General features: G+C 65.1%; 20 protein-coding genes and 1 pseudogene. 14 read left to right on the top strand and 7 right to left on the bottom strand.

All coding sequences use genetic code 11. The features are described from left to right. Positions 1–99: 99 nt before the first annotated feature. A pseudogene (locus ACTXG5_RS17390) lies at positions 100–666 on the top strand (hypothetical protein); the annotation flags it as partial. A 176-nt stretch (positions 667–842) separates the two neighbouring features. Next, a complete protein-coding gene (locus tag ACTXG5_RS17385; protein ID WP_445159972.1) occupies positions 843–1142 on the top strand; it encodes a DUF503 domain-containing protein in 300 nt (99 codons plus the stop codon). Here the strand turns inward: ACTXG5_RS17385 and trmI are convergent. Next, a complete protein-coding gene (gene trmI / locus ACTXG5_RS17380; RefSeq protein WP_445164474.1) occupies positions 1139–1981 on the bottom strand; it encodes a tRNA (adenine(58)-N(1))-methyltransferase TrmI in 843 nt (280 codons plus the stop codon). The genes ACTXG5_RS17385 and trmI overlap by 4 nt on opposite strands. A gap of 73 nt (positions 1982–2054) precedes the next feature. Between trmI and ACTXG5_RS17375 the strand changes: the two genes are divergently transcribed. Both ACTXG5_RS17375 and ACTXG5_RS17370 read left to right on the top strand, forming a co-directional pair. Beyond that, positions 2055–2933: a RecB family exonuclease gene (locus tag ACTXG5_RS17375; protein WP_445159971.1), complete on the top strand. Its 879-nt coding sequence runs from the start codon at positions 2055–2057 to the stop codon at positions 2931–2933. Beyond that, positions 2930–3721 (top strand): thioesterase family protein, encoded by a 792-nt coding sequence (locus ACTXG5_RS17370; RefSeq protein ID WP_445164473.1) that lies wholly within the window; start codon positions 2930–2932, stop codon positions 3719–3721. The genes ACTXG5_RS17375 and ACTXG5_RS17370 overlap by 4 nt, the downstream gene beginning before the upstream one ends. Positions 3722–3728: 7 nt before the next feature. Here ACTXG5_RS17370 and ACTXG5_RS17365 read toward each other — a convergent pair whose 3' ends face one another. The 5 genes from ACTXG5_RS17365 to ACTXG5_RS17345 all read right to left on the bottom strand — a co-directional run bounded on the left by ACTXG5_RS17365 (position 3729) and on the right by ACTXG5_RS17345 (position 7513). Beyond that, positions 3729–5099, bottom strand: a complete 1371-nt coding sequence (locus ACTXG5_RS17365; RefSeq protein ID WP_445159970.1) for an FAD-containing oxidoreductase — start codon at positions 5097–5099, stop codon at positions 3729–3731. Continuing rightward, complete coding sequence (locus tag ACTXG5_RS17360) at positions 5096–5608, bottom strand: DUF4126 domain-containing protein (protein ID WP_445159969.1); 513 nt, start codon at positions 5606–5608, stop codon at positions 5096–5098. Before ACTXG5_RS17360 ends, ACTXG5_RS17365 begins: the two co-directional genes overlap by 4 nt. A 114-nt stretch (positions 5609–5722) precedes the next feature. After that, complete coding sequence (hisG, locus tag ACTXG5_RS17355; protein ID WP_445159968.1) at positions 5723–6580, bottom strand: ATP phosphoribosyltransferase; 858 nt, start codon at positions 6578–6580, stop codon at positions 5723–5725. Between the two features lie 2 nt (positions 6581–6582). Then, the gene (locus ACTXG5_RS17350) at positions 6583–6864 is read right to left on the bottom strand and encodes a phosphoribosyl-ATP diphosphatase (protein ID WP_445159967.1); all 282 of its coding nucleotides are present in this window, start codon (positions 6862–6864) and stop codon (positions 6583–6585) included. 46 nt (positions 6865–6910) lie between these two features. Continuing rightward, entirely contained in the window at positions 6911–7513 is a 603-nt protein-coding gene (locus ACTXG5_RS17345; RefSeq protein WP_445159966.1) for a TetR/AcrR family transcriptional regulator, read from the bottom strand. A 302-nt stretch (positions 7514–7815) separates the two neighbouring features. Between ACTXG5_RS17345 and ACTXG5_RS17340 the strand changes: the two genes are divergently transcribed. From ACTXG5_RS17340 to ACTXG5_RS17295, 10 genes are read left to right on the top strand one after another with little or no spacing between them, the layout of a single operon-like run. Then, complete coding sequence (locus ACTXG5_RS17340; protein WP_445159965.1) at positions 7816–8655, top strand: MlaE family ABC transporter permease; 840 nt, start codon at positions 7816–7818, stop codon at positions 8653–8655. Between the two features lies 1 nt (position 8656). Continuing rightward, entirely contained in the window at positions 8657–9520 is an 864-nt protein-coding gene (locus ACTXG5_RS17335) for an ABC transporter permease (protein WP_445159964.1), read from the top strand. A gap of 4 nt (positions 9521–9524) precedes the next feature. Beyond that, the gene (locus ACTXG5_RS17330) at positions 9525–11099 is read left to right on the top strand and encodes an MCE family protein (RefSeq protein WP_445159963.1); all 1575 of its coding nucleotides are present in this window, start codon (positions 9525–9527) and stop codon (positions 11097–11099) included. Then, positions 11096–12151: an MlaD family protein gene (locus ACTXG5_RS17325; protein WP_445159962.1), complete on the top strand. Its 1056-nt coding sequence runs from the start codon at positions 11096–11098 to the stop codon at positions 12149–12151. Before ACTXG5_RS17330 ends, ACTXG5_RS17325 begins: the two co-directional genes overlap by 4 nt. A gap of 28 nt (positions 12152–12179) precedes the next feature. Continuing rightward, positions 12180–13199 (top strand): MCE family protein, encoded by a 1020-nt coding sequence (locus tag ACTXG5_RS17320; protein WP_445164472.1) that lies wholly within the window; start codon positions 12180–12182, stop codon positions 13197–13199. After that, entirely contained in the window at positions 13196–14320 is a 1125-nt protein-coding gene (locus ACTXG5_RS17315; RefSeq protein WP_445159961.1) for an MCE family protein, read from the top strand. The genes ACTXG5_RS17320 and ACTXG5_RS17315 overlap by 4 nt, the downstream gene beginning before the upstream one ends. Further along, the gene (locus ACTXG5_RS17310; RefSeq protein WP_445159960.1) at positions 14317–15525 is read left to right on the top strand and encodes an MlaD family protein; all 1209 of its coding nucleotides are present in this window, start codon (positions 14317–14319) and stop codon (positions 15523–15525) included. The genes ACTXG5_RS17315 and ACTXG5_RS17310 overlap by 4 nt, the downstream gene beginning before the upstream one ends. Continuing rightward, a complete protein-coding gene (locus tag ACTXG5_RS17305) occupies positions 15522–16772 on the top strand; it encodes an MlaD family protein (protein ID WP_445159959.1) in 1251 nt (416 codons plus the stop codon). Before ACTXG5_RS17310 ends, ACTXG5_RS17305 begins: the two co-directional genes overlap by 4 nt. Before the next feature lie 33 nt (positions 16773–16805). Beyond that, complete coding sequence (locus ACTXG5_RS17300) at positions 16806–17516, top strand: tetratricopeptide repeat protein (RefSeq protein WP_445159958.1); 711 nt, start codon at positions 16806–16808, stop codon at positions 17514–17516. Further along, entirely contained in the window at positions 17516–18280 is a 765-nt protein-coding gene (locus tag ACTXG5_RS17295; protein ID WP_445159957.1) for a mannan-binding family protein, read from the top strand. Before ACTXG5_RS17300 ends, ACTXG5_RS17295 begins: the two co-directional genes overlap by 1 nt. Before the next feature lie 33 nt (positions 18281–18313). Here the strand turns inward: ACTXG5_RS17295 and metH are convergent, their stop codons facing one another. Further along, on the bottom strand, positions 18314–21976 hold the full coding sequence (metH, locus tag ACTXG5_RS17290) for a methionine synthase (RefSeq protein ID WP_445164471.1): 3663 nt from the start codon (positions 21974–21976) through the stop codon (positions 18314–18316). Positions 21977–22062 lie beyond the last annotated feature (86 nt).

Below are 22062 nucleotides of genomic sequence, written 5' to 3'. Positions count from 1 at the left end.
TTTCCGACTGTGACTTCTATTGCACCAGTTGACCCGACCGCAACTTCCCACCCCGTCCAAGAATCAGGCGTGGCCGAATAGCCCGGCCGACCCGTGTGGATGCCTCGATACCTGTCCGTTGCACTGAGCGCCGCCACCGCCGTGGCGGCCTTCGGGCTCGCGGGATGTTCGCACAGCCAACCCAAGGTGCTGCCGTCAACTAGTTCGGCGGCGGTATCGCCCACCTCCAGTCCGTTGATCGTCACGGCTCCCCCGACAGCTCCCCTGCCCGTGCCCGAGGCTCTCGTCGATGTGCTGAACCGACTTGTCGACCCGGCCCTTCCGGGCATGAACAAAATCAACCTCGTCGAAGGGGCATCGCCAGAGAGCGCGGTCACCCTGGACAAATTCACCACCGCGCTGCGTGACAACGGCTACCTGCCGATGTCGTTTGTGGCGAACAACATCGCGTGGTCGGACAAGAATCCGTCCAACGTGGTAGCCACCGTCACCGTCAACACCGCTAAGGGGAACAACGGCACGTTCACCTTCCCGATGGAGTTCGCGCCTCTTCAGGGCGGCTGGCAGTTATCCCGACGAACCGCGGAAATGCTTCTGGCCCTGGGCAACTCGCCGGCCCCGACGCCGCCACCACCAAGCCCGGCTCCAGCCCCACCGCCGGGACCCGCGCCGGCACCTCCGCCGGGAGCTGGACCCGCGCCGACTCCGGCTCCGCCCCCTGCCCCACCGCCGTCACCCGCGCCGGCTGCGCCACCCGCCCCGGCCACGCCACCCACGTCCGCCCCGCCACCCGAGCCAGCCCCGCCACCCGAGCCCGCCCCCGCGCAACCTCCGCCCGGCTGATGTGGATCGCCTGGCTCGAATTCGACGTGTTGCTGGGCGACGTGCGATCGCTCAAGGAGAAGCGGTCGGTGATCCGTCCCGTTGTCGCCGAGCTGCGCCGTAAGTTCAGCGCCTCGGCCGCCGAGACCGGTTCGCAGGATCTGTATCGGCGAGCGGGCATCGGTATGGGCGTGGTGTCCGGTGACCGGGGCCATGCGGTCGAAGTCCTCGACGCCGCCGAACGTCTGGTCGCCGCACATCCCGAGTTCGAGCTGCTGTCGGTGCGCCGTTCACTGCTGCGCAGTGAGGATTACGCCTAGCCGTCCCGGCCCGGACGTTTGCGGCCCAACGGCACCGGAGCGATCGTGCCCGGCGCGAGCCGGCGCGAGGCGACCAAGAACGCGGTGTGCCCGCGCATCGAGTGCTGTGGCCGGACCGCCAGGCCGACAACATGCCAACCACGCTGAATCGTCTCCCACGCCCGCGGTTCGGTCCAGCACTGCTGGGCCCGCAGCGCCTCCACCACTTTGGACAGCTGGGTGACGGTGGCCACGTAGATCACCAGCACGCCGCCGGCGACCACGAGCCGCGACACCGCGTCCAGCACCTCCCACGGGGAGAGCATGTCCAGCACGGCGCGGTCGAAGGAGCCGTCGGGTAGCTCGGAATCCACGACATCGCTGAGGATCAGCTGCCAGTTGGCCGGGGCGTCGCCGAAGAAGACGGACACGTTGCGCCGCGCATGTTCGGCGTGATCCGCGCGCACTTCGTAGGAGACCACCCGTCCTTCGGGCCCCACCGCGCGCAACAGTGAACAGGTCAACGCGCCGGATCCGGCTCCGGCCTCCAACACGCGGGCACCCGGAAAGATGTCGCCCTCGTGCACGATCTGAGCGGCGTCCTTGGGATAGATGACCTGCGGCCCCCGCGGCATCGACATGATGTAGTCCACCAGCAGCGGGCGCAGCACCAGGTACGGGGCACCGTTGCTGGATTTGACCACGCTGCCCTGCTCGAGCCCGATCACCTCGTTGTGCGCAATCGCGCCGCGATGAGTGTGGAACTCGGCGTTTTCAGTGAGCTCCATCGTGTAGTGGCGGCCCTTGGCGTCAGTGAGCTGGACGCGCTCGCCGACAGTGAATGGACCGGTGATCGACACGGCGTTCAGCGTGCCAGCCGACTCGCCGTAGCCGATGCTCGGGGTTGTCGGCACCCAGTTCTAGGCTGCGAATATGACCGACCAGCCACAGGACCAGGCACGGGCGGCTTCCAGACCGGCACTGTCACCGTCGCGTGCGGCGGATTTCAAGCAGTGCCCGTTGCTGTACCGGTTCCGGGCGATCGACCGGCTGCCCGAGCCGGCGTCGACGGCGCAGATCCGCGGGTCGGTGGTGCACGCCGCGCTGGAGCAGCTCTACGGCCTGCCCGCGGCCTCACGTGGCCCCGAGACCGCGACATCGCTCGTGGAGCCCGCATGGGAGCACGTGATCGCCGCCGAGCCAGACCGGGTCGGCGAGCTGGACTCCGTCCAACGGACCCAAGTGTTGGCGGAAGCCCGCGCGCTGCTGGCCGGCTATTACCGGTTGGAAGACCCCACCCGATTCGACCCGCAGTCCTGCGAGCAGCGGGTGGAGGTGGAGCTGGCCGACGGCACGCTGCTGCGTGGCTTCATCGACCGGATCGACGTCGCCGCCACCGGCGAGCTGCGCGTGGTGGACTACAAGACCGGCAAGTCACCGCCGGCGGCGCGGGCACTGGCCGAATTCAAGGCGATGTTCCAGATGAAGTTCTACGCGGTGGCGCTACTGCGCACCCGCGGTGTGCCGCCCACCCGGCTGCGATTGATCTACCTCGCCGACGGCCAGGTGCTGGACTACTCGCCCGACCTCGACGAGCTGCTGCGCTTCGAGAAGACACTGATGGCGATGTGGCGCGCCATCCAATCCGCGGGCCAGACAGGCGATTTCCGTCCCCACCAATCGCGGTTATGCGACTGGTGTCCGCACCACGAGCATTGTCCGGTTTTCGGCGGCACACCGCCGCCGTACCCCGGCTGGCCGGATCACGCGCGGGCACAAGCTATTTCGCGCCCGACCGAACCGGCGGCATGATCGGCTGCTTCTACCGTCGACTGCCCGCGCAAGGTCAGTTTCAAGCCTTCAGTCCCACCGATGACACGCGCAGCAACTGGGGCCCCGAACTGCAGCACGGCTCGCCCCCGTTGGCGCTGCTGACAAAGCTGATCGAGGAGCAGGCGGCGGGGTCGGGCCTGCGGATCGGCCGGCTCAGCCTGGAAATCCTCGGGGCGATCCCGGTGCGCCCGTTGCGCGCCCACGCCTGGGTGGAACGTCCGGGTTCGCGGATCAGCATGATCGTCGCCGAGCTCCTTGCCGAGCGCGACGACGGAGCACCCCGCGCCGTGGCCCGGGTCAGCGCCTGGCTACTGGCGGTCAGCGACACCGCCGAGGTGGCGTCCGACCGGTATCCCCCGCTGGTGGAAGGGCGAACAGAACCGCTTGGTGCCCCATTCGCCGACGCCGGCGGTTACTTCGACGCGATCGACTGGCGCCAGCAACAGGCTGACGGCGAGGACGCGGTGGCCTGGTTCACCACGCTGGTCCACATCGTCGACACCGAGCCCATGACAGCGCTGCAACGGCTTGCCGGGATTGTCGATTGCGCCAACGGCGTCGGCAGGATTCTTGATCCCGACCGATTCGTCTTCATGAACACCGACACCGTTGTTCATCTGCATCGGCTTCCGGACGGAGACGATTTCGCACTGCGGGCCCGCGCGTCGATCGGGCCCGACGGCATCGGGGTGACAACGGCCGAGGTGTTCGACCGGGCTGGGTTCATCGGGACGACGGCGCAGACGATCCTCGTCCAGCGCAGGTGAATCCCGGCTAGTCGAGCGGCGACATCTCCTGCAGCATCGTGGGAATGAGCTCGCTGACGGTGGGATGGATATGCATCGTGCGCGACAGCGTGGTGTACGGCGCCTTGGCCGACATGACGTCCAGGATGGCGTGAATCGCCTCGTCGCCGCCGACCCCGAGGATGGCGGCTCCGAGGATCTGGTGACTATCGGCGTCGACGACAACCTGCATAAAGCCTTGCGTCTCACCCTTTTCCACGGCTCTGCCGACCCTGGTCATCGGCCGCTGACCGAGTAGCGCCTTGCGTCCCGACGCGCGCACCTCGCCGACGGTCATCCCGGCCCGCCCCAGCGGGGGATCGATGTAGAGCGCGTAGGTGGTGATGCGGTCGCTCACCCGGCGGGGGTCGTCGTCCAGCAGGTTGGCAGCCACAATCTCGAAATCGTTGTAGGAGGTGTGGGTGAATGCACCCTTGCCGTTGCAGTCGCCCATCGCCCAAATGTGATCGACGTTGGTCTTGAGCTGATCATCGACCACGATGTAGCCGCGTGCGTCGATCTGCACACCGGCGGCCTCGAGCCCCAGGTCGTCGGTGTTCGGCCGCCGGCCCACCGCCAACAGCAGATGGCTGCCCTGGATGGAGTCGGCGCCGGCGCGCGGTGTGAGTTCGAATCCATTGTCGCTCTTGCAGATTCGTACATCGTCAGCGCCGAGGACGATGTCGATGCCTTCGGCCTCCAGGATTTCCTTGATGGTGGCCGACACGTCCTCGTCTTCACGGGCCGCCAGCCGCGGACCCCTCTCGACGACTGTGACGCTGGCCCCGAATCGCCGATACATCTGCGCGAACTCCAGCGCGATGTAGCTGCCGCCGACGATGACGAGACGGTGTGGCAACGTGTCGAGTTCGAGGACGGACACGTTGGTGAGGTATTCGACATCGTCGAGGCCCGGGATATCCGGTACCACCGCGCGCCCGCCGACGTTGAGGAAGATCCGATCGGCGTGCAGGACATCATCGCCGACCCGCACGGTGTGCGGATCTTCGAAGCGGGCATGGCCGCGGAAGACGGTGCAGCCGTCCATGCCCTGCAGCCAGTCCTCGACACCCTTACGGTCGGCGAGCATGATGCCGTCCTTGCGTGCCTTGACTTTCGCCATGTCCACGCTGATCGATCCGGTCGCGACACCGTATTCGGAGCTGCGATGAGCCAGGTGCGCGGCGTGCGCGCTGGCCACCAACGTCTTGGTGGGAATGCAGCCATTGTTGACGCAGGTGCCGCCGATCAGTTTGCGTTCGACGATCGCGACGCGTTGCCCAGCAGCTGTCAACCGCCCGGCAAGCGGCGGCCCGGCCTGGCCGGCACCCACGATGACCGCATCGAAACGCTCTGTCACCTAACAGCCGTCAGGAGGTACTCGGTCAGCACGTGACCCGTCACCGCAACGATGGCAAACCCGCCCAGGATTGCGACGGCATCCTCCAGCAGTGCGATCGGCAGATCCCGCCCGCCGGTCGCCGCCACCAGCCGCTTACGTGCCTGATAGAAGCCGAGGGTGCCGAGCACCGCGCCGACGACGCCGGCCCCGAGCGCGGTGAACGTCCAGTGCGGCCATGCGCCAAGTACAGCGCCCGCAAGCCCGCCCATCACGAGCCGGGCGCCGAACGCCGGCGGTGCGGTGCGCGGCGGCGTCTTCGGCAGTTTGTCGCTGACCAATTCGCCGACAGCGAGAACGCTGAATACAACGACCGTGATGATGTTGGCCATCCAGGATGCCCAGGTGCCGTGCAGATCGATCCAACCCAGGTACGCGCCCCACGCGACCACGGCGGGCGCCGTCAACGAACGCGACCCGGCGACAACGCCGATCAGCAAAGCCAGCAGCAGAATAAGTACGTGTGTCACGAAACCCTCCTGAGGAGAAACAACCCGGCGACGGTAAGAAGGGACAGCCCTTCCCAGCGTGCGGGCAGTCCCCCAGGGCGGACGCTAACACAGCCACGGCCGGGCTGGCGGGAATCAGAATCGGCAGAACCTGATATCGGAGCCCAGAATCGCTTTGGCACCGATGGCTGCGAGCTCGTCCATGATCTCGTTGACGCCGCGACGCGGCACCAGCGCGCGGACCGCGACCCAGTCCGGGTCGGCGAGCGGGGCGATGGTCGGCGACTCCAGCCCCGGCGTGATCGCCGTGGCCTTGTCCAATATCGAGCGCGGGCAGTCGTAGTCGAGCATCAAATACTGCTGCCCGAACACCACACCCTGAATCCTTGCAACCAGCTGATCGTGCGACGCTTTCGCCGCGCCCTGGCCGTCGGAGCCGGCGCGCTCGATCAGCACCGCCTCCGAATCACACAGCGGCTCACCGAATGCCACGAGATCGTGCAGGCTCAAGGTTCGGCCGGATCCCACCACGTCGGCAATGGCATCGGCGACCCCGAGTTGCACCGAAATCTCCACGGCACCGTCGAGCCTGATGACCGTGGCTTCAATCCCTCTCTCTGCCAAGTCTTTCCGCACCAAATTCGGGTAGGCCGTGGCGATCCGCTTGCCGGCCAGATCGGCCGTCGTCCAGTCACTCCCGACGGGCCCCGCATAGCGGAAGCGGGAAGACCCGAAACCCAGCGCCAGGCATTCGCGCACCGGCGCATCCGAATCGAGTACGAGGTCTCGTCCGGTGATGCCGAAATCGAGCTGTCCCGAACCGACATAGATGGCAATGTCTTTGGGCCGCAGGAAGAAAAACTCGACCTGGTTGACGTTGTCGATGACGGTGAGGTCTTTGGAATCGGTACGCCGTCGGTAGCCCGCCTCCGAGAGGATCTCGCTGGCCGGCTCACTCAGTGTGCCTTTGTTGGGAACCGCGACTCGCAACATGCTCACAGCTTCCGATAGACGTCGTCGAGGGACAGTCCGCGCGCGATCATCAGCACCTGCGCCCAGTACAGCAATTGACTGATCTCCTCGGCCAATGCGTCGTTGGATTCGTGTTCGGCGGCCAGCCACACCTCGCCGGCCTCCTCCAGGATCTTCTTGCCCAGCCCATGAACCCCGGCGTCGAGCGCGGCGACGGTGGCGCTGCCGGCCGGCCGGGTACGGGCACGTTCGCCGAGCTCGGCGAACAGATCCTCGAATGTCTTCACGGCCAGCGATTGTTTCACGAGGCAGCGAGCAAAGTCACGGCGGTTTCGCTCAGGCGCGCCGGCGCTAGTCGAACCCGGCGAGCGTGGTCCGCAGCGCGTCGTCCAATTGGACATTGAACGGTGGGCTCGCGACGGTATCCGCGGTCAGCCAGCGATCGAGAATGAATTTGACCGTGGCCAAGCTGGTGTGAACCAACAACGCGGGCCGGATGTCGGCGGTCGGGTCCACGCCCATCCGGGAAGCGACTTGTTCGATGAACTTGTCGTGATCGGTTTCGCTGACCAGCATCGTTTTACTCAACAGGTGGGGCGCGGTCGCGATGGCGTGACGCCAGGTATCCAGGTTGTCTAGCTCATCGGCGTCGCGGGCACGCGTGACAAACACCTGAATCAGTGCCTCAACGGCCGACTCGTCGGTCGGTCTCGCACCGTACGACCCGACGATCTCGGCGATTGCCCCACGTACGGGATCGACCAGCAGACCCTCTTTGGTGGGCGCATGCCGGAAATAGGTACTGATGGAAATTCCGGCGGCAGCAGCTATGTCCTCGGTCGTCACCGCGGCAAAGCCGCGCTGCGTGAAAAGCTGGTACGCATTGAGCTGAATCTGGGAGAGCAACTCCGCCCGGCGTCGGTCCCGCAGCGAGGCGGTGTTTGCTGAGGGCATGCCATCACCTTCGTCAATCCGACATTGGAACCCCACGTTGCCGTCCAGCGACGAACTCAGGTGACTGACTCTACACTATTGAAAGTGCCTATCAAGTAGGCTAGTGTGACTCAGCACACATCGAAAACTGCAGTTCACGGAGCCGGATGACATTAGCTTCTTGAAGATGCGCTACACGGCACCCGGCTCCACCTACTCTGCACTCAGGCACTTATTGGTGGGGGGAACGCCAATGAAGGCGGTAGCTGGTGCGCGATGACCGTTAGCCCGGGTTTGCTAGGCGGACTACCGGTTGCGCTTCGATGACGGCGCAACAAGACGGCGTCATCGCCATTCAGGACTGGGCAAGCGGATACGTCAGACGTCATCCGCTGGCCTCGCTGACCACCGTCGGCGAACAATTCGTCCTTGGTGTGCGCACCATTCAGTACTTCTTCTTCGATCTGGTGACCGGCCGATTTCAATGGCAGGAGTTTGTCCGCCAGGGCGCATTCATGGCCGGCACCGCCGTGTTGCCGACGATTCTGGTCTCGCTGCCGATCAGCGTCACCTTGTCCATTCAATTCGCCCTGCTCGCCGGGCAGGTGGGCGCCACCTCGCTGGCCGGTGCGGCCAGCGGACTCGCGGTCATTCGGCAGGGAGCCTCGTTGGTGGCCGCCGTTCTGATGGCCTCGGCCGTTGGGTCGGCGATCACCGCCGATCTCGGTTCGCGAACGATGCGCGAAGAAACCGACGCGATGGAGGTGATGGGCGTATCGGTGATCCGGCGTCTGGTGGTTCCGCGTTTTGCCGCGGCAATCATGATCGGCGTCGCACTCACCGGGGTCGTGTGCTTCGTCGGATTCTTCGCGAGCTACATGTTCAACGTGTATTTCCAGAACGGGGCGCCCGGCAGCTTCGTCTCAACGTTCGCGTCGTTCGCGACGACCGACGACATGATTTTGGCCTTGGTGAAAGCAGTCATCTTCGGCGCCATTGTGGCCGTCGTGTCAGCCCAGAAAGGCTTGTCGACCGTCGGCGGCCCCACTGGTGTCGCGAACTCGGTCAATGCGGCCGTCGTCGAAGCGGTGCTGCTGCTGATGATCGTCAACGTCGCGATCAGCCAGCTCTACATCCTGATGGTGCCCAGGACGGGGCTATGACATGACGGCCTCCCCTTACCTTCCGTTCGCGCCGGTAACCGTCCCGCTCGTCCGGCTTTACCGCAGGGGCGCCGTACCGATCATTCGGCTCGGCCACATGCTGGTCTTCTTCATCCGGGCGCTGGTCGCCGTGCCGCTGGCCATGCGCCAGTACCGCGGTGAGTTCCTGCGACTGCTGTCGAACATCACCTGGGGTAACGGCTCCATCGTGGTGGGCGGCGGCACCGCCGGCGTGGCCGTGGTGCTCGGGATGACCGTCGGCGCACTGGTCGGCATCGAGGGCTACAACTTCCTCGACTTGCTGGGTCTCGGCCCGGCCACTGGCTTCGTCTCCTCGTTGGTCAATACCCGCGAGCTGGCACCGCTGATGGCGTCGCTGGCTTTCGCTATGCAAGCCGGCTGCCGCTTCACCGCTCAGCTGGGGTCGATGCGCATCGCCGAGGAAATCGACGCGCTGGAATCGATCGCGATCCGTCCGATCCCCTATCTGGTGACGACTCGGCTGATCGCCTCCGTGGCGGCCATCGTCCCGCTGTATGTGGCGTGCCTGGCGATCGGCTATCTGACCACGCAGGCCGTGGTGGGGATCAGCAGCGGCGGCTCGACCGGCTCCTACTTGCACTACTTCACGCTGATGCTGGCCGGCCAAGACATCGTCTACTCGTTGATCAAGGCCGTCATCTTCGTATGGATCGCGTCCACGATTCAGTGCTACTACGGGTTTTACGCGACCGGCGGCCCCGAGGGTGTCGGAGTGGCCGCCGGGCACGGCATGCGGGCCAGCATCACCGTCGTGATCATCGTGAACATGTTGCTCACGATGGCGTTGTGGGGGGTAGACGCCGGCGCAAGGTTCGGTGGTTAGGCAGATGGGTAAGCCGAATTCCTTTGAGCTGGACGGCCGCGGGCCCTCGGATCGGCAGTTGCTTGCCACCGGTGCGGCGGTGGGGGTGGTTGCGGCCCTGCTCACCGTCGCGATGGTGGTCAAGTCCACGGGCAGGCTGAACGACTACGTTCGGGTGGTCGCCGACCTGATCAACGTCGGCGACGGACTGCCGCAAAAGTCTGACGTCAAGTATCACGGCGTGCTCGTCGGGATGGTCGACGATGTGGTTCCCGCCTCCAACGGAAAACCCAACTACGTTCACATCGACCTCAAAGAAGAGTTCGCCAAGTCGATTCCGGCATCCGTGACCGCGCGCGTGGTGCCCAGCAATGTGTTCGCCGTGTCGTCGGTTCAACTGGTGGGTAATGGCTCCGGTTCGACGATCAGGGCAGGGGCGCATATCGCGGAAGACACCGCGCTTCCGACCGTGCTGTTCCAGACGACCGTCAGCAAGTTGCGTGACCTGCTGGCCTCCGCCGGACGCGGCCGCGACGACAGATCCGTGGGGATCCTGGCCGCACTGGGTGCCGCCACCGATCATCGCCGCGGCGCCCTGCTGAATGCCGGGGCACAGGTGAATCGCCTTCTCGATCAGCTCAATTCGATCGTCAGCACCCACGCCGGCCCCTCGACCGTGTCCGCGCTCGTCGACGCGGCGCGTGGCCTCGCGCAGACTGCACCCGATCTTCTCGACGCCTTGCACCAGGCGGTCGAGCCGATGCAGACCTTCGCCGAGACGCGCGGGCAGTTGGCCTCGCTGCTCTCCGGCGCCGACTACACGCTCGGCACGACCCGGACATCGTTCGACAACCACATTGACCAGCTCATCAAGATCACCGCCGATTTCACGCCGGTGCTGGGCATATTGGCGATGAAATCCAACAACTTCGTGCCCGCGGTCACCAAGTTGGACAACCTGGCCAACAAGTTCATGGACCACGTCTGGGTGCCAGGACGAGACGTCGGCAATATGCGCGCGATGCTGTCGTTTACCCCTAGCTCCACCTACACCCGCGCCGACTGTCCACATTACGGCGAGCTGAAGGGGCCCAGCTGTTTCACCGCGCCACTGATTCCGGTGCGGCCCGATATGCCGGAAGTGCTTCTGCCGCAGAACTATCAGCCGCCCAAGGACCTGGCGCCGCCACCGGGAACCGTTATCGGCGCGGACGGAAACCTGGTCGCGGTCGGCCCGCCGCTGATCAACCCGATTCCCAACCTGGTCGATCCCAATCCCCCACTGGCCCCGGGGATTATGCCGTCACCGCCGGTGCCGGGCAGCGCCAACCCCGATAACCCGTCACCCGGGGCGCCGGCGTCTCCTTCGCCCAACGCTCCGTGGGTGCCGCCGGTGGCGCCGAAAGCTCCGTGGATACCGCAATCGTCTTTCGGAGGCAACGTGGGACCGGTCGGCAGTCAATACGAGCGCAACATGTTGAGCGTGATCACCGGCCAGCCCGCCACCGACGCCACCGAGTTGCTGCTGGGTCCGGTTGCCCGCGGCACCACCGTCTCCTTGAAGCCGGGACCGAAATCGCCACCCGGAGGGCCGAAATGAGATTCCGGGCCCCGCTGATCGGCCTCACCCTATTCATGGTCGTCGCATTGACCCTCACCTGGCTGGTGTATGTGAGCCTGCGACGTGACGTCGGCGGGGACACGGCCAGGTATTCGGCCGTCTTCACCGACGTCTACGGGCTGCGCGAAGGTGACGACGTCCGGATGGCCGGCGTGCGGGTGGGCCGGGTGGAAAACGTCGAGCTCGACGGGAAACTCGCGAAAGTCGCGTTCGTGGTGCAAACCGATCAGCACCTGTACGGCAACACCGTCGCCTCCGTGACATACCAAAACATCGTCGGGCAGCGTTACCTCGGGCTGTCTTTAGGACCGGAGGGCAATCAGAGCGTGCTCCCGCCAGGCAGTGCGTTGCCGTTGGAACGCACCGAACCGTCCTTTGATGTCACCGCGCTGCTCAACGGCTACGAACCACTGTTCAGCCTGCTGAACCCGCAAGACGCCGACAACCTGACCAAGGGCATCATCGCGTCACTGCAGGGCGACACCTCATCGCTGACCACGCTGATCAGCCAAACATCCACGCTCACGGAGACATTCGCCGGACGGGACCAGGCCCTCGGCGCCGTGATCACCAACCTCAACAAGGTGGTCGGCAACCTTGCTCAACAGAACGACAACCTCGACGGGGTCATCACCCAAACCCGTGCGGTCGTTGACCAGCTCGACCGGCGGCGTCCGGAGCTGGTCTCCTCGGTGGGTTCGCTGTCCCGGGTGATGGGCCGGCTCTCGGCCTCGGCCACCGACGTATACCCGGCACTGCGCGAATTCGTCGACCGCAAACCCGGTGTGGCCAGACACCTGATGGATGTCGAGCCGCAGGTGGCGTTCTTCGGCGACAACATCCCGCTACTGCTGAAAGGGCTTGTCCGAGTGGGCAATCAGGGAGCCTACGGCAACGCCTATGTGTGCGACGTGAACTTCATGGGGTTCTTCCCGGGCCTCAACGATGTCGTGCCGATCATCGTCGCCGCCGCCACCCCGGGAAACAAGATGTGGCACACCCCGAGATGCAGGAGCACGGCTGGTGGCTGATTCTTCTGTTTGGCTTCGACTTTCGGGGATGAAGAAGCGTCCGCTGGAGAGTTACCACAAGACGTGGCTCGGGTTTATCGCCGTCGCGGTGGTTGCGGTGGTGATCGGAGCCATGCTGGCTGTGCATGCGCTCGGCGCCGGATACCGGCACTACACCGCGGAGTTTCTGCAAGCGGCCTCGCTGCGCCCCGGGAACCCGGTGGTGATCGCGGGCATTCCGGTGGGCGACGTGACCAGCATGAAGCTCGATGGCGATCACGTCGAAGCCGGGCTGAAGATTCGCGACAATATCGTGCTGGGCAAGGATTCTCGCGCCAAGATCAAGGTCACCACCATCCTGGGCTCGCGTTATCTGGCACTGGAGCCCAACGGCTCGGCCTCGCTTCCCCACAACACTTTTGACTTGTCGCATACCGAGGTTCCCTACGATCTGCAATCGGCATTGCAGGATGCCACCACGACTTTCGAGCAGGTTGATTCCGACAGGTTCGCGCAGTCCCTTGCGGTGCTGGGCAAGCAGCTCGAGGGGTTGCCCGCGGTAGTGCCGCAGGCAATGAAAAACGTCCACTCGCTGTCGTCCATCATTGCGGTGCGCCGTGACCAACTGGGCCAGCTGCTGGGAAGCACCGAACGGGTGACCAACACATTGCGGCGCCAGCAAGCCGGCATCGGCAATCTCATCAACCAGGGCCAGGACCTGCTGGGCCAATTCGTGGCGCGGCGAGCCGTTTTCCACGCCATGATGCAATCCCTGACCAGCCTTGTCGACACCATGAGCCAGCTCGTGGTCAACGACCGGTCAGGTTTGGATTCGCTGATCGCAGACATCCGCGACTTCACCGGCATGATGGCTCAACACGACGACCTGCTGGCCAACATGCTGCAAATCAGCCCGATCTTCTTCCGTGAGGCGGCCAACCTCACCGGCGACGGCAACGCGGTCAACTTCAACGCCAACAACGTCCCGCTCGTCGACTCGTGGATGTGCGCAATCAGCGGCCGCGCCAAGCAGTTCGGCATGATCGAATACTTCAAGGACTGCAAGTGACGGCATCCAAGCTCAGGTCCAAGGCGGTGGCCATCAGCGCCGCCCTGGTGGTCCTGATGGCCACGGCAGTCGGCACCGGCTGGTGGTATCTGGCGCCTGATGAGGACACCATCACGGTGACGGCCCAATTCGACAGCGCCTCCGGACTTTACGAGGGAAATGTGGTCGCGGTGCTGGGAATGCCGGTCGGCACGATCACCAAGATCAATGCCAAGGGCGGCTACGTCGAAGTCGAGTTCACCGTCGATCGCCACGTCAAGGTTCCCGCCACCGCGCAAGCCGTCACGGTGTCCACCTCGATCCTCACCGACCGGCAGATCGAGCTCACCCCGCCTTACCGCGGCGGTGCGGTACTGGAAAACCACGACACCATCGGCTTGACCCGGACCAAGACGCCCGTCGAATTCAGCCGCGTGCTCAACGTGCTCGATCGCGTGACCAAGTCGCTCGGGGGGGACGGCCATGGCGGCGGCCCGGTCGCCGACGTGCTCAACAACGGCACCAAGGTCGTCGAAGGCAATGGCGGGCAGATCAAATCGGCGCTTGACGAACTGTCCAAAGCGCTGCGCCTATCCAGCGACGGCGGCGCCCAGACCCGCGAGCAGATCACCACGATCGTCAAAAACATCAGCACGCTGTTCGATGCGGTGGCGGCCAATGACGGCAAGCTGCGCGAATTCGCCTCCACCATCCACCAAGTCAGCCAGATCATGGCCGACGAGGACATCGGGAGCGGCAATACCGGAAGAAGATTCGACCAGCTGATCCAACGGGCCGGCGACCTGCTCGACGCCAACCGCGATACCTTCAAGCAGGCGCTGCTCAACGGCAACTCCACGTTGAAGACGGTGACCGACAAGCGGCGAGACCTCGCCGAACTGCTCGATGTGGCACCGATGCTGGCTGACAACGCCTACAACATGGTCGACCGGGCCAACGGCGCCGTGCGTGCCCGTTTCCTCACCGACCGATTGGTCTTCGACAGCCAATACACCAAAGAGATCTGTAACTTGATGGGCCTTCGGCAACTCGGATGTAGCACGGGAACAATCCAGGATTTCGGACCGGATTTCGGGTTGACCTATGTGCTGGACGGCATGGCCGCGATGGGGCAGAAATGATCTGCGCACGTGCGAAGGCTGCCGCCGCGATCACGGCCGCGGTGGTGATTTCTTCGGGATGCGCCACGAATGGTCTTGCCAGCCTTCCGCTTCCGACGCCAGAGCTGGGCTCGGGGGGCTACCTGCTGGCCGCCGTGTTCTCCAACGCGCTCAACCTTCCGATGAACGCCAAGGTGAAACTCGCCGGCGCCGACGTCGGGCAGGTCGAATCGATGGTCGCACGCAACTACACCGCGGTCACCACGCTGCGCATCAGAAGCGGTGTGCTGCTGCCGCGGGGCAGTACCGCCGAATTGCGCACCGCCACACCACTGGGCGACGTGTTCGTCGCACTCAAGCCCCCCGCCAATGATCCCGCGGACGATCCGATGCTGCACAACGGCGACACCATCGGCCTGGACTCCACGGCGGCCGCCGCCACCGTGGAGTCGGTACTCAGCTCGGCAGCGATCCTGGTGAACGGCGGGGCGGTGCGCAATTTTACCAACATCATCAACGGTTTCGGTAAGGCCACCGGCGACCAGGGCCAGGCGTTCGGCGAGTTGATCCGCAAGTCCAACCAGCTGGTCGGAACGCTCGACACCAGGTCCGACCAGATCTCGACCGCGTTGACCCAATTGTCGCGTCTGGCGGACCAACTCGATGCCAAAGACGCCACCATCACCGACCTGATGACCGCGGCCAGGCCCGCCACCGCGACGCTGGCCGACAACACCACCGAGCTGTCCAATCTGGCCGTACAGGCCGGCGACACCGCGCGGTTGCTGGCCAGGTTCCCGTCGATCGGCGGCACCGACACCAGCGGACGAAGCGTGATCCGCGACCTGAACACGATCGCCGGTGCCGCCAATGACGTTGCCGTCAGCCCGGATACCAGCCTTTACGCGTTGAACCGGATGATTCCCCCGTTGGTCAAATCGACTTCGGGAAGCGCGATTTCGGTGCACGTGGGCGTGGACAAACTGATACTCGGATCCCTTCCCGACATCGGATATCCGGGCGACATCGGGCTGCACGGACCACACCACTACAACATGAACCTTCTCGTCGGCACCCTGAAGTACACCCTGTGGCGTCTGCAAGAACGCGTGGTCGGGCGGGGACCGAACTCGCCGCAGGTTCCCGTTATTCCGGACCCGAATATCCCGGGGCAAATCGATGTCGCCCCCGGTCCTCCCCCGCCGGCGCCGGGACCGCCGCCATGATCAACGACGTCGCCAACGCGGTGGTCCGCGCGGTGCGGGCCGCTCACCGCCAACAGGTCTGGCTCTCGGTGGCCGGATTGGTGCTGACCCTGGTGGTGGGGACCGCCTATCTACTGATCGGCGCGCTACGGGTGACACCGTTCGCGTCGTCCTACCGGGTCACCGTGCAGTTGCCGGAATCCGGTGGCCTGCTGCCCAATCAGGATGTGTCGTTGCGCGGTGTGCGAATTGGCCGGGTCGAGTCGCTGCAGATCACCGACACCGGAGTCAACGCCATCGCCAACATCGCGTCGAAGGTGCGGATCCCGGCCAACAGCGTCGTGCACGTGTCGGCGTTATCACCGGCCGGCGAGCAATACATCAACTTCGAAGCCGAATCCGACGCCGGGCCGTATCTCCACGACGGCAGCCTGATCACCGTGGCCCACACAACCGTCCCGGTCAGCTTGGCGAAGTTACTCGGTGACGCCGACGGGTTGCTGGCGCAGGTCGACCCGCGCAAGGTCGAGCTGATCAAGAAGGAACTGAGCATGAGCAAGGAGGGACCGGCGAAACTGGCCGCGATCGTCGACGGCGGAACCTTCCTGCTGTCGACGCTTGATTCGGTGCTCCCCCAGACCACCAGCATCATCAAGACCAGCCGGGTGGTACTCACCCTGGCCAGCGACAAAAACACTGGACTGGCCGCCACCGCAACCGAACTCAGCCACACGCTGTCCGGTGTTGCCCGAATGCAGGCCGGCTACCGTCGGTTGACCGCACAGACGCCGCGCACGCTGTCAGCGGTCGACAACTTGTTCTCCGATAATTCCGACACCATGGTGCAGTTGCTGGGCAGCATGGCCACCATGTCGCAGCTGCTCTACCTGCGGGTGCCGGCGCTGAACGCACTGTTTCCCGATTACCGCGGCTCGGTGCTGGACGCGGTGTCAAGCGCCTTTCACGACAACGGGGTCTGGGCGATCGCCGACCTCTATCCCCGCTACGTGTGCGACTACGGGACGCCCGCGCATCCACCGTCATCCGCCGACTACTACGAGCCATTCATGTACACCTACTGCCGCGACGACGACCCGGCCGTCTCGATCCGCGGAGCCAAGAACGCGCCGCGACCCGGCGGCGACGACACCGCCGGCCCACCGCCCGGGGCGAACCTGGGCCGCCGAACCGATCCGACACCGAACGGCCGCTTCACAATTCCCACCCCCTATGGCGGGCCGGCATTGCCGATCGACCCGCCGCACTAGAGGTCAAAAGTCCGCACGTAGCCAAGGAGGGAGATGATGATGGTCGTGACAGCCAAGAAGGACCCCGAAGTGGAAGACGAAACACCCGAAGCCACAACCGACGATGCCGCCGCCGATGAGACACCGGTCGACGACTCCGAGGAGGTCGACGCGGCGGCCGCCGACGACGGTGACGAAGCGACCGACGGGGACGACGAAGACGAGGACGACGAAGACAATGTGCTGCTCAAAAGCAAGCGCACCAAAGCACAGCGCCCGAAGCGGCCCTGGCGCCAATACCTTCGGCGCAGCGTCCTTCCGCTGTTACTCATTGCCTCACTTGCCGTTTCCGGCTTCCTCGGGTGGAAGCAGTGGCAAGAGCATCAAGTCAAGCTGGCCGGCCAACAGGCCCAACAAGCCGCCGTCGCCTACGCGCAAGTGCTGACGAGCATCGACGCGAACAAGGTCGACGAGAACTTCAGGCAGGTGCTCGACGGCGCGACCGGTGAGTTCAAGGACATGTACACGCAGTCCAGCGTGCAGCTTCGGCAATTGCTGATCGACAACAAGGCGAGTGCGCACGGCGTGGTCATCGACTCGGCCATTCAATCCGAATCCACGAATAAGGTTGTGGTGCTGGTCTTTATCGACCAGACCGTGGCGAACTCGGCGGCACCCGACCCACGCATCGACCGCAGCAGAATCAAGATGACGATGGAGAAGGTCGACGGTCGCTGGCGGGCCAGCAAGGTTCAGTTGCTGTGATGCCAAGGCTCATCGCGACGGTCATATTGGCCGTCGCGGCAACACTTCCCAGCACGGTCACCGCACGCGCGTCAGCCCCGTCGTTCTGCGGCGAGCTCGGGGGCGACTGGGACGGCCAGTACTGCCACACCTCGGTGACGTCGGAACGCAACGCCGTCCGCGACATCAAGGTCGCACTGCCCGGCGAGCTCATCGACAACCCGGCCACCAGCGGCGTGGTGCGCGACTACCTGCACACCCTGGTCAACAACTGGCGTAACGCCAACGCGCACATGGCCGCCGACAGCTATGGCGAGGAGAACTACCAAATCTTCCAGCACGGCAACCTGCTGAGCGCGGTGTTCCATGAGGACTACCACGCCAACGGCCCTCAGCCCAACAACGCCTACCGGACCTTCACGTTCGACATGGCCAGCGGCAGGCGGGTGCAGCTGTCGGATCTGACGACGTCGAATCCGCTGACCGCCATCCCGCCGTTGGCGCAGCCCTTCATCGAAACCGCGCTCAATCAAGCACCGCCACCACACGACCCGGGAAGCTACCCGTTTGTCATCGACCGCTGGACTCCCGACAAGGTCTACTCCGGCGCATACAAGGCGTGGGCACTAACTCCCGACGAGCTGATCATCTACATGCCGGATTATCCCGTTGGCCACGACGAGCCGATCAACTTCTCGCCCGGCCTCCCGCAGTGGTACATGGACGGCGGCACCGTCCAGGCTCACATCCCGCTCTCGGCCCTCGGTCCGGTCCTGCGCATCTAGTCGGCGACCCTGCCGGGACGGCAGCCGTACGGCTCAGTCCTCCGGGTTGTAGGCGAGGTTGGGACCGAGCCAGCGCTCGGCCTCCTTCAGGGTCCAGCCCTTGCGCTTCGCGTAGTCGGCGACCTGGTCCTGGGACACTCGGCCGACCACGAAATACTGCGACTGCGGATGCGAGAAATACCAGCCGCTGACGGCCGCACCGGGCCACATCGCCATCGACTCGGTCAGCTCGATGCCGGTCCGCTCCTGGACGTCCATCAACTCCCAGAGCGTCGCCTTCTCGGTGTGCTCGGGGCAGGCCGGGTAGCCGGGGGCAGGCCGGATTCCCACGTACTTCTCCCCGATGAGCGCCTCGTTGTCGAGCTGCTCGTCAGGCTGGAACCCCCAGAACTCTTTGCGGACCCGTTGGTGCATCCTTTCGGCGAACGACTCTGCCAGCCGGTCGGCGAGCGACTCCAGCAGGATCGCGCTGTAGTCGTCGTTGGCTGCCTTGAACTCGACGATCTTGTCCTGGCTGCCGAGCCCCGTGGTGACGGCGAAGGCGCCGACGTAGTCAGCCAGACCGGTGTCCTTGGGCGCGATGTAGTCGCCGAGGCTCCGGTTCGGGATGCCGGCCCGGTGCTCGCCCTGCTGGCGCAGGTTGTGCAATTTGGTCAGCACCTCGGTGCGGCTCTCGTCGGTGTAGACCTCGACGTCATCGCCGACCGCGTTCGCCGGGAAGAACCCGATCACCCCGTTGGCAGTCAGCCACTTCTCCTTGATCAGGGTGTCGAGCATCTCCTGGGCTTCGTCGTAGAGCTTGCGGGCGGTCTCGCCCGAGACCGGGTTGTTGAGGATGTCGGGGAACCTGCCCTTCATCTCCCAGGCGTTGAAGAACGGCTGCCAGTCGATGTATTCGCGCAGCTCGGCAAGGTCGTAGTTCAGGAACTCCCGCACGCCGAGGCCCTGGGCGGGCGCCGGCGGCGTGTAGCCATCCCACTCGATCGGCGTCCGGTTCGCGCGGGCCTTCTCCAGCGTCAGCATCGGCCGCTCGTTCTTCTGGGCGTGCCGTTCGCGCAGGGCTGCATAGTCGGTCTCGGTGGCCTCCAGCAGGGCTGGACGCTGCTTGTCGTCGAGGAGCGCCGCGGCGACCGGCACCGATCGGGACGCATCCTTGACCCAGACCACCGGACCGCTGCGGCGCGGCGACACCTTCACTGCCGTGTGGGCGCGCGAGGTGGTCGCCCCACCGATCAGCAGCGGGATCTCCAGCCCCTGACGCTCCATCTCGACGGCGAAGTTGACCATCTCGTCCAGGGACGGGGTGATCAGGCCGGACAGCCCGATGATGTCGGCGTTGTGCTCCTTGGCCGCGTCCAGGATCTTCTGGGCAGGCACCATCACACCGAGGTCGATCACCTCGTAGTTGTTGCACTGCAGGACGACCCCGACGATGTTCTTGCCGATGTCGTGGACGTCGCCCTTGACGGTCGCCATGATGATCGTGCCGTTGGTGTCCTTGCTCGCGGCGGTGCCGTTCTGCTCCTTCTCCGCCTCGATGTACGGCAGCAGGTAGGCCACCGCCTTCTTCATCACCCGGGCCGACTTCACGACCTGGGGAAGGAACATCTTGCCTGCGCCGAAGAGGTCACCGACGACGTTCATGCCGTCCATCAGCGGGCCCTCGATCACCTCGATCGGCCGCCCTCCGGCGCCCTCGATCTCGGCCCGCAATTCCTCGGTGTCCGCATCGACGTCGGCGTCGATGCCCTTGACCAGGGCATGCGTGATCCGCTCCCGGACCGGGAGGCTGCGCCACTCGGCTGCCACCGGATCGTCGGCCTTCTCGGCGCTGTTGAACCGTTCGGCGATCTCGAGGAGCCGCTCAGCCGCATCCTCGCGACGGTTCAGGACGACGTCCTCGATCCGGTCCCGCAGCTCGGGGTCGATCGAGTCGTAGGGCACCAGCGCACCGGCATTGACGATGCCCATGTCCAGACCGGCCTTGATGGCATGGAACAGGAACACCGCGTGGATCGCCTCGCGGACAGGGTTGTTGCCCCGGAACGAGAACGACACGTTCGAGATACCGCCGGAGATGTGCACCCCGGGAAGGTTCTCCTTGATCCAGCTGCAGGCCTCGATGAAGTCGATCCCGTACGTCGCGTGCTCCTCGATACCGGTCGCCAGCGCGAAGCAGTTCGGGTCGAAGATGATGTCCTCGGCCGGGAAGCCGACCTCTTCGGTCAAGATCCGGTAGGCGCGCCCGCAGATCTCCTTGCGGCGCTCCAGGTTGTCGGCCTGCCCCTGCTCGTCGAAGGCCATCACGACGACGGCGGCGCCGTACTTGCGGCACAGCCGTGCCTCCCGGATGAACTTCTCCTCGCCCTCCTTCATGGAGATCGAGTTGACGATCGGCTTGCCCTGTACGTTCTTCAGGCCCGCCTCGATGACGTCCCACTTCGAGGAGTCGATCATCACCGGGACGCGGCTGATATCCGGCTCGGCGGCGATCAGCTTGGTGAACCGGTCCATCGCGGCGATGCCGTCGATCATGCCCTCGTCCATGTTGATGTCGATGACCTGCGCACCGACCTCGACCTGCTGCAGGGCGACCGACAGCGCGCTGTCGTAGTCCTCGGCCTTGATCAGGTTGCGGAACCGGGCGGACCCGGTGATGTTGGTGCGTTCACCGATGTTCACGAACAGCGAATCGTCATTGATGTTGAGCGGCTCCAGGCCAGAGAGCCGGGTGGCCACCGGGATCTCCGGCACCTCGCGCTGCGGAACACCCTCGACGACCTTGGCGATCTCGGCGATGTGCGCCGGCGTCGTTCCGCAGCAGCCACCGACCAGGTTGACCAGGCCGGCCTCGGCGAACTCTTTGATGTAGCCGGCCTGAGCCTCCGGGGACTCGTCGTACTCGCCGAAGGCGTTGGGCAGACCGGCGTTCGGATAGCAGGAGACGAACGTGTCCGCGATCCGCGCCACCTCGGCGATGTAGGGCCTCATCTCCGGCGCGCCCAGCGCGCAGTTGAGGCCGACCGCGATCGGTTTGGCGTGCCTGATCGCGTTCCAGAACGCTTCGGTGACCTGACCGGACAACGTCCGCCCCGAAGCATCGGTGATGGTGCCCGAGATGATCACCGGCCAGCGGCGTCCGCGCTCCTCAAACAGCGTCTCGACGGCGAACACCGCGGCCTTGGAGTTCAGCGAGTCGAAGATCGTCTCGATGATGATCAGGTCAGCACCACCGTCGACCAGGCCGTTGGCAGCCTCGAGGTAGGCGGCGACCAGTTGGTCGTAGGAGACGTTGCGGGCCCCAGGGTCGTTGACGTCCGGCGAGATCGACGCGGTCCGTGTCGTCGGCCCGAGGGCGCCGGCGACGTACCGGGGCTTCTCCGGGGTGCTGAACTCGTCGGCGGCCGCCCGCGCCAGGGCAGCACCGGCATAGTTCAGCTCGTAGCTCAGCTCCGCCATGTCGTAGTCGGAGAGCGAGATCGCGTTCGCGTTGAACGTGTTGGTCTCCAGGATGTCGGCACCCGCTTCGAGGTACTCCCGGTGAATCCCCTCGATGATCTGCGGCTGCGTCAGGGTGAGCAGGTCGTTGTTGCCCTGCAGAGCGGTCGGCCACTCCGTGAACCGGTCGCCGCGATAACCCGCCTCATCCGGCCGGTCCCGTTGGATCGCCGTGCCCATCGCGCCGTCGATCACCATGATCCGCTGGCCGAGAGTTGCCGTCAGCTCGTCGGTGCAGTCGGGGCGGATGTTCGGCTCTAAGGCGTTCACGTGCGTTCCTTCCG

The organism is Mycobacterium sp. Dal123C01 (genome assembly GCF_052566995.1).
Note: the sequence above shows the minus strand (reverse complement) of the source record. Positions and strands in the feature narration are given on the sequence as shown.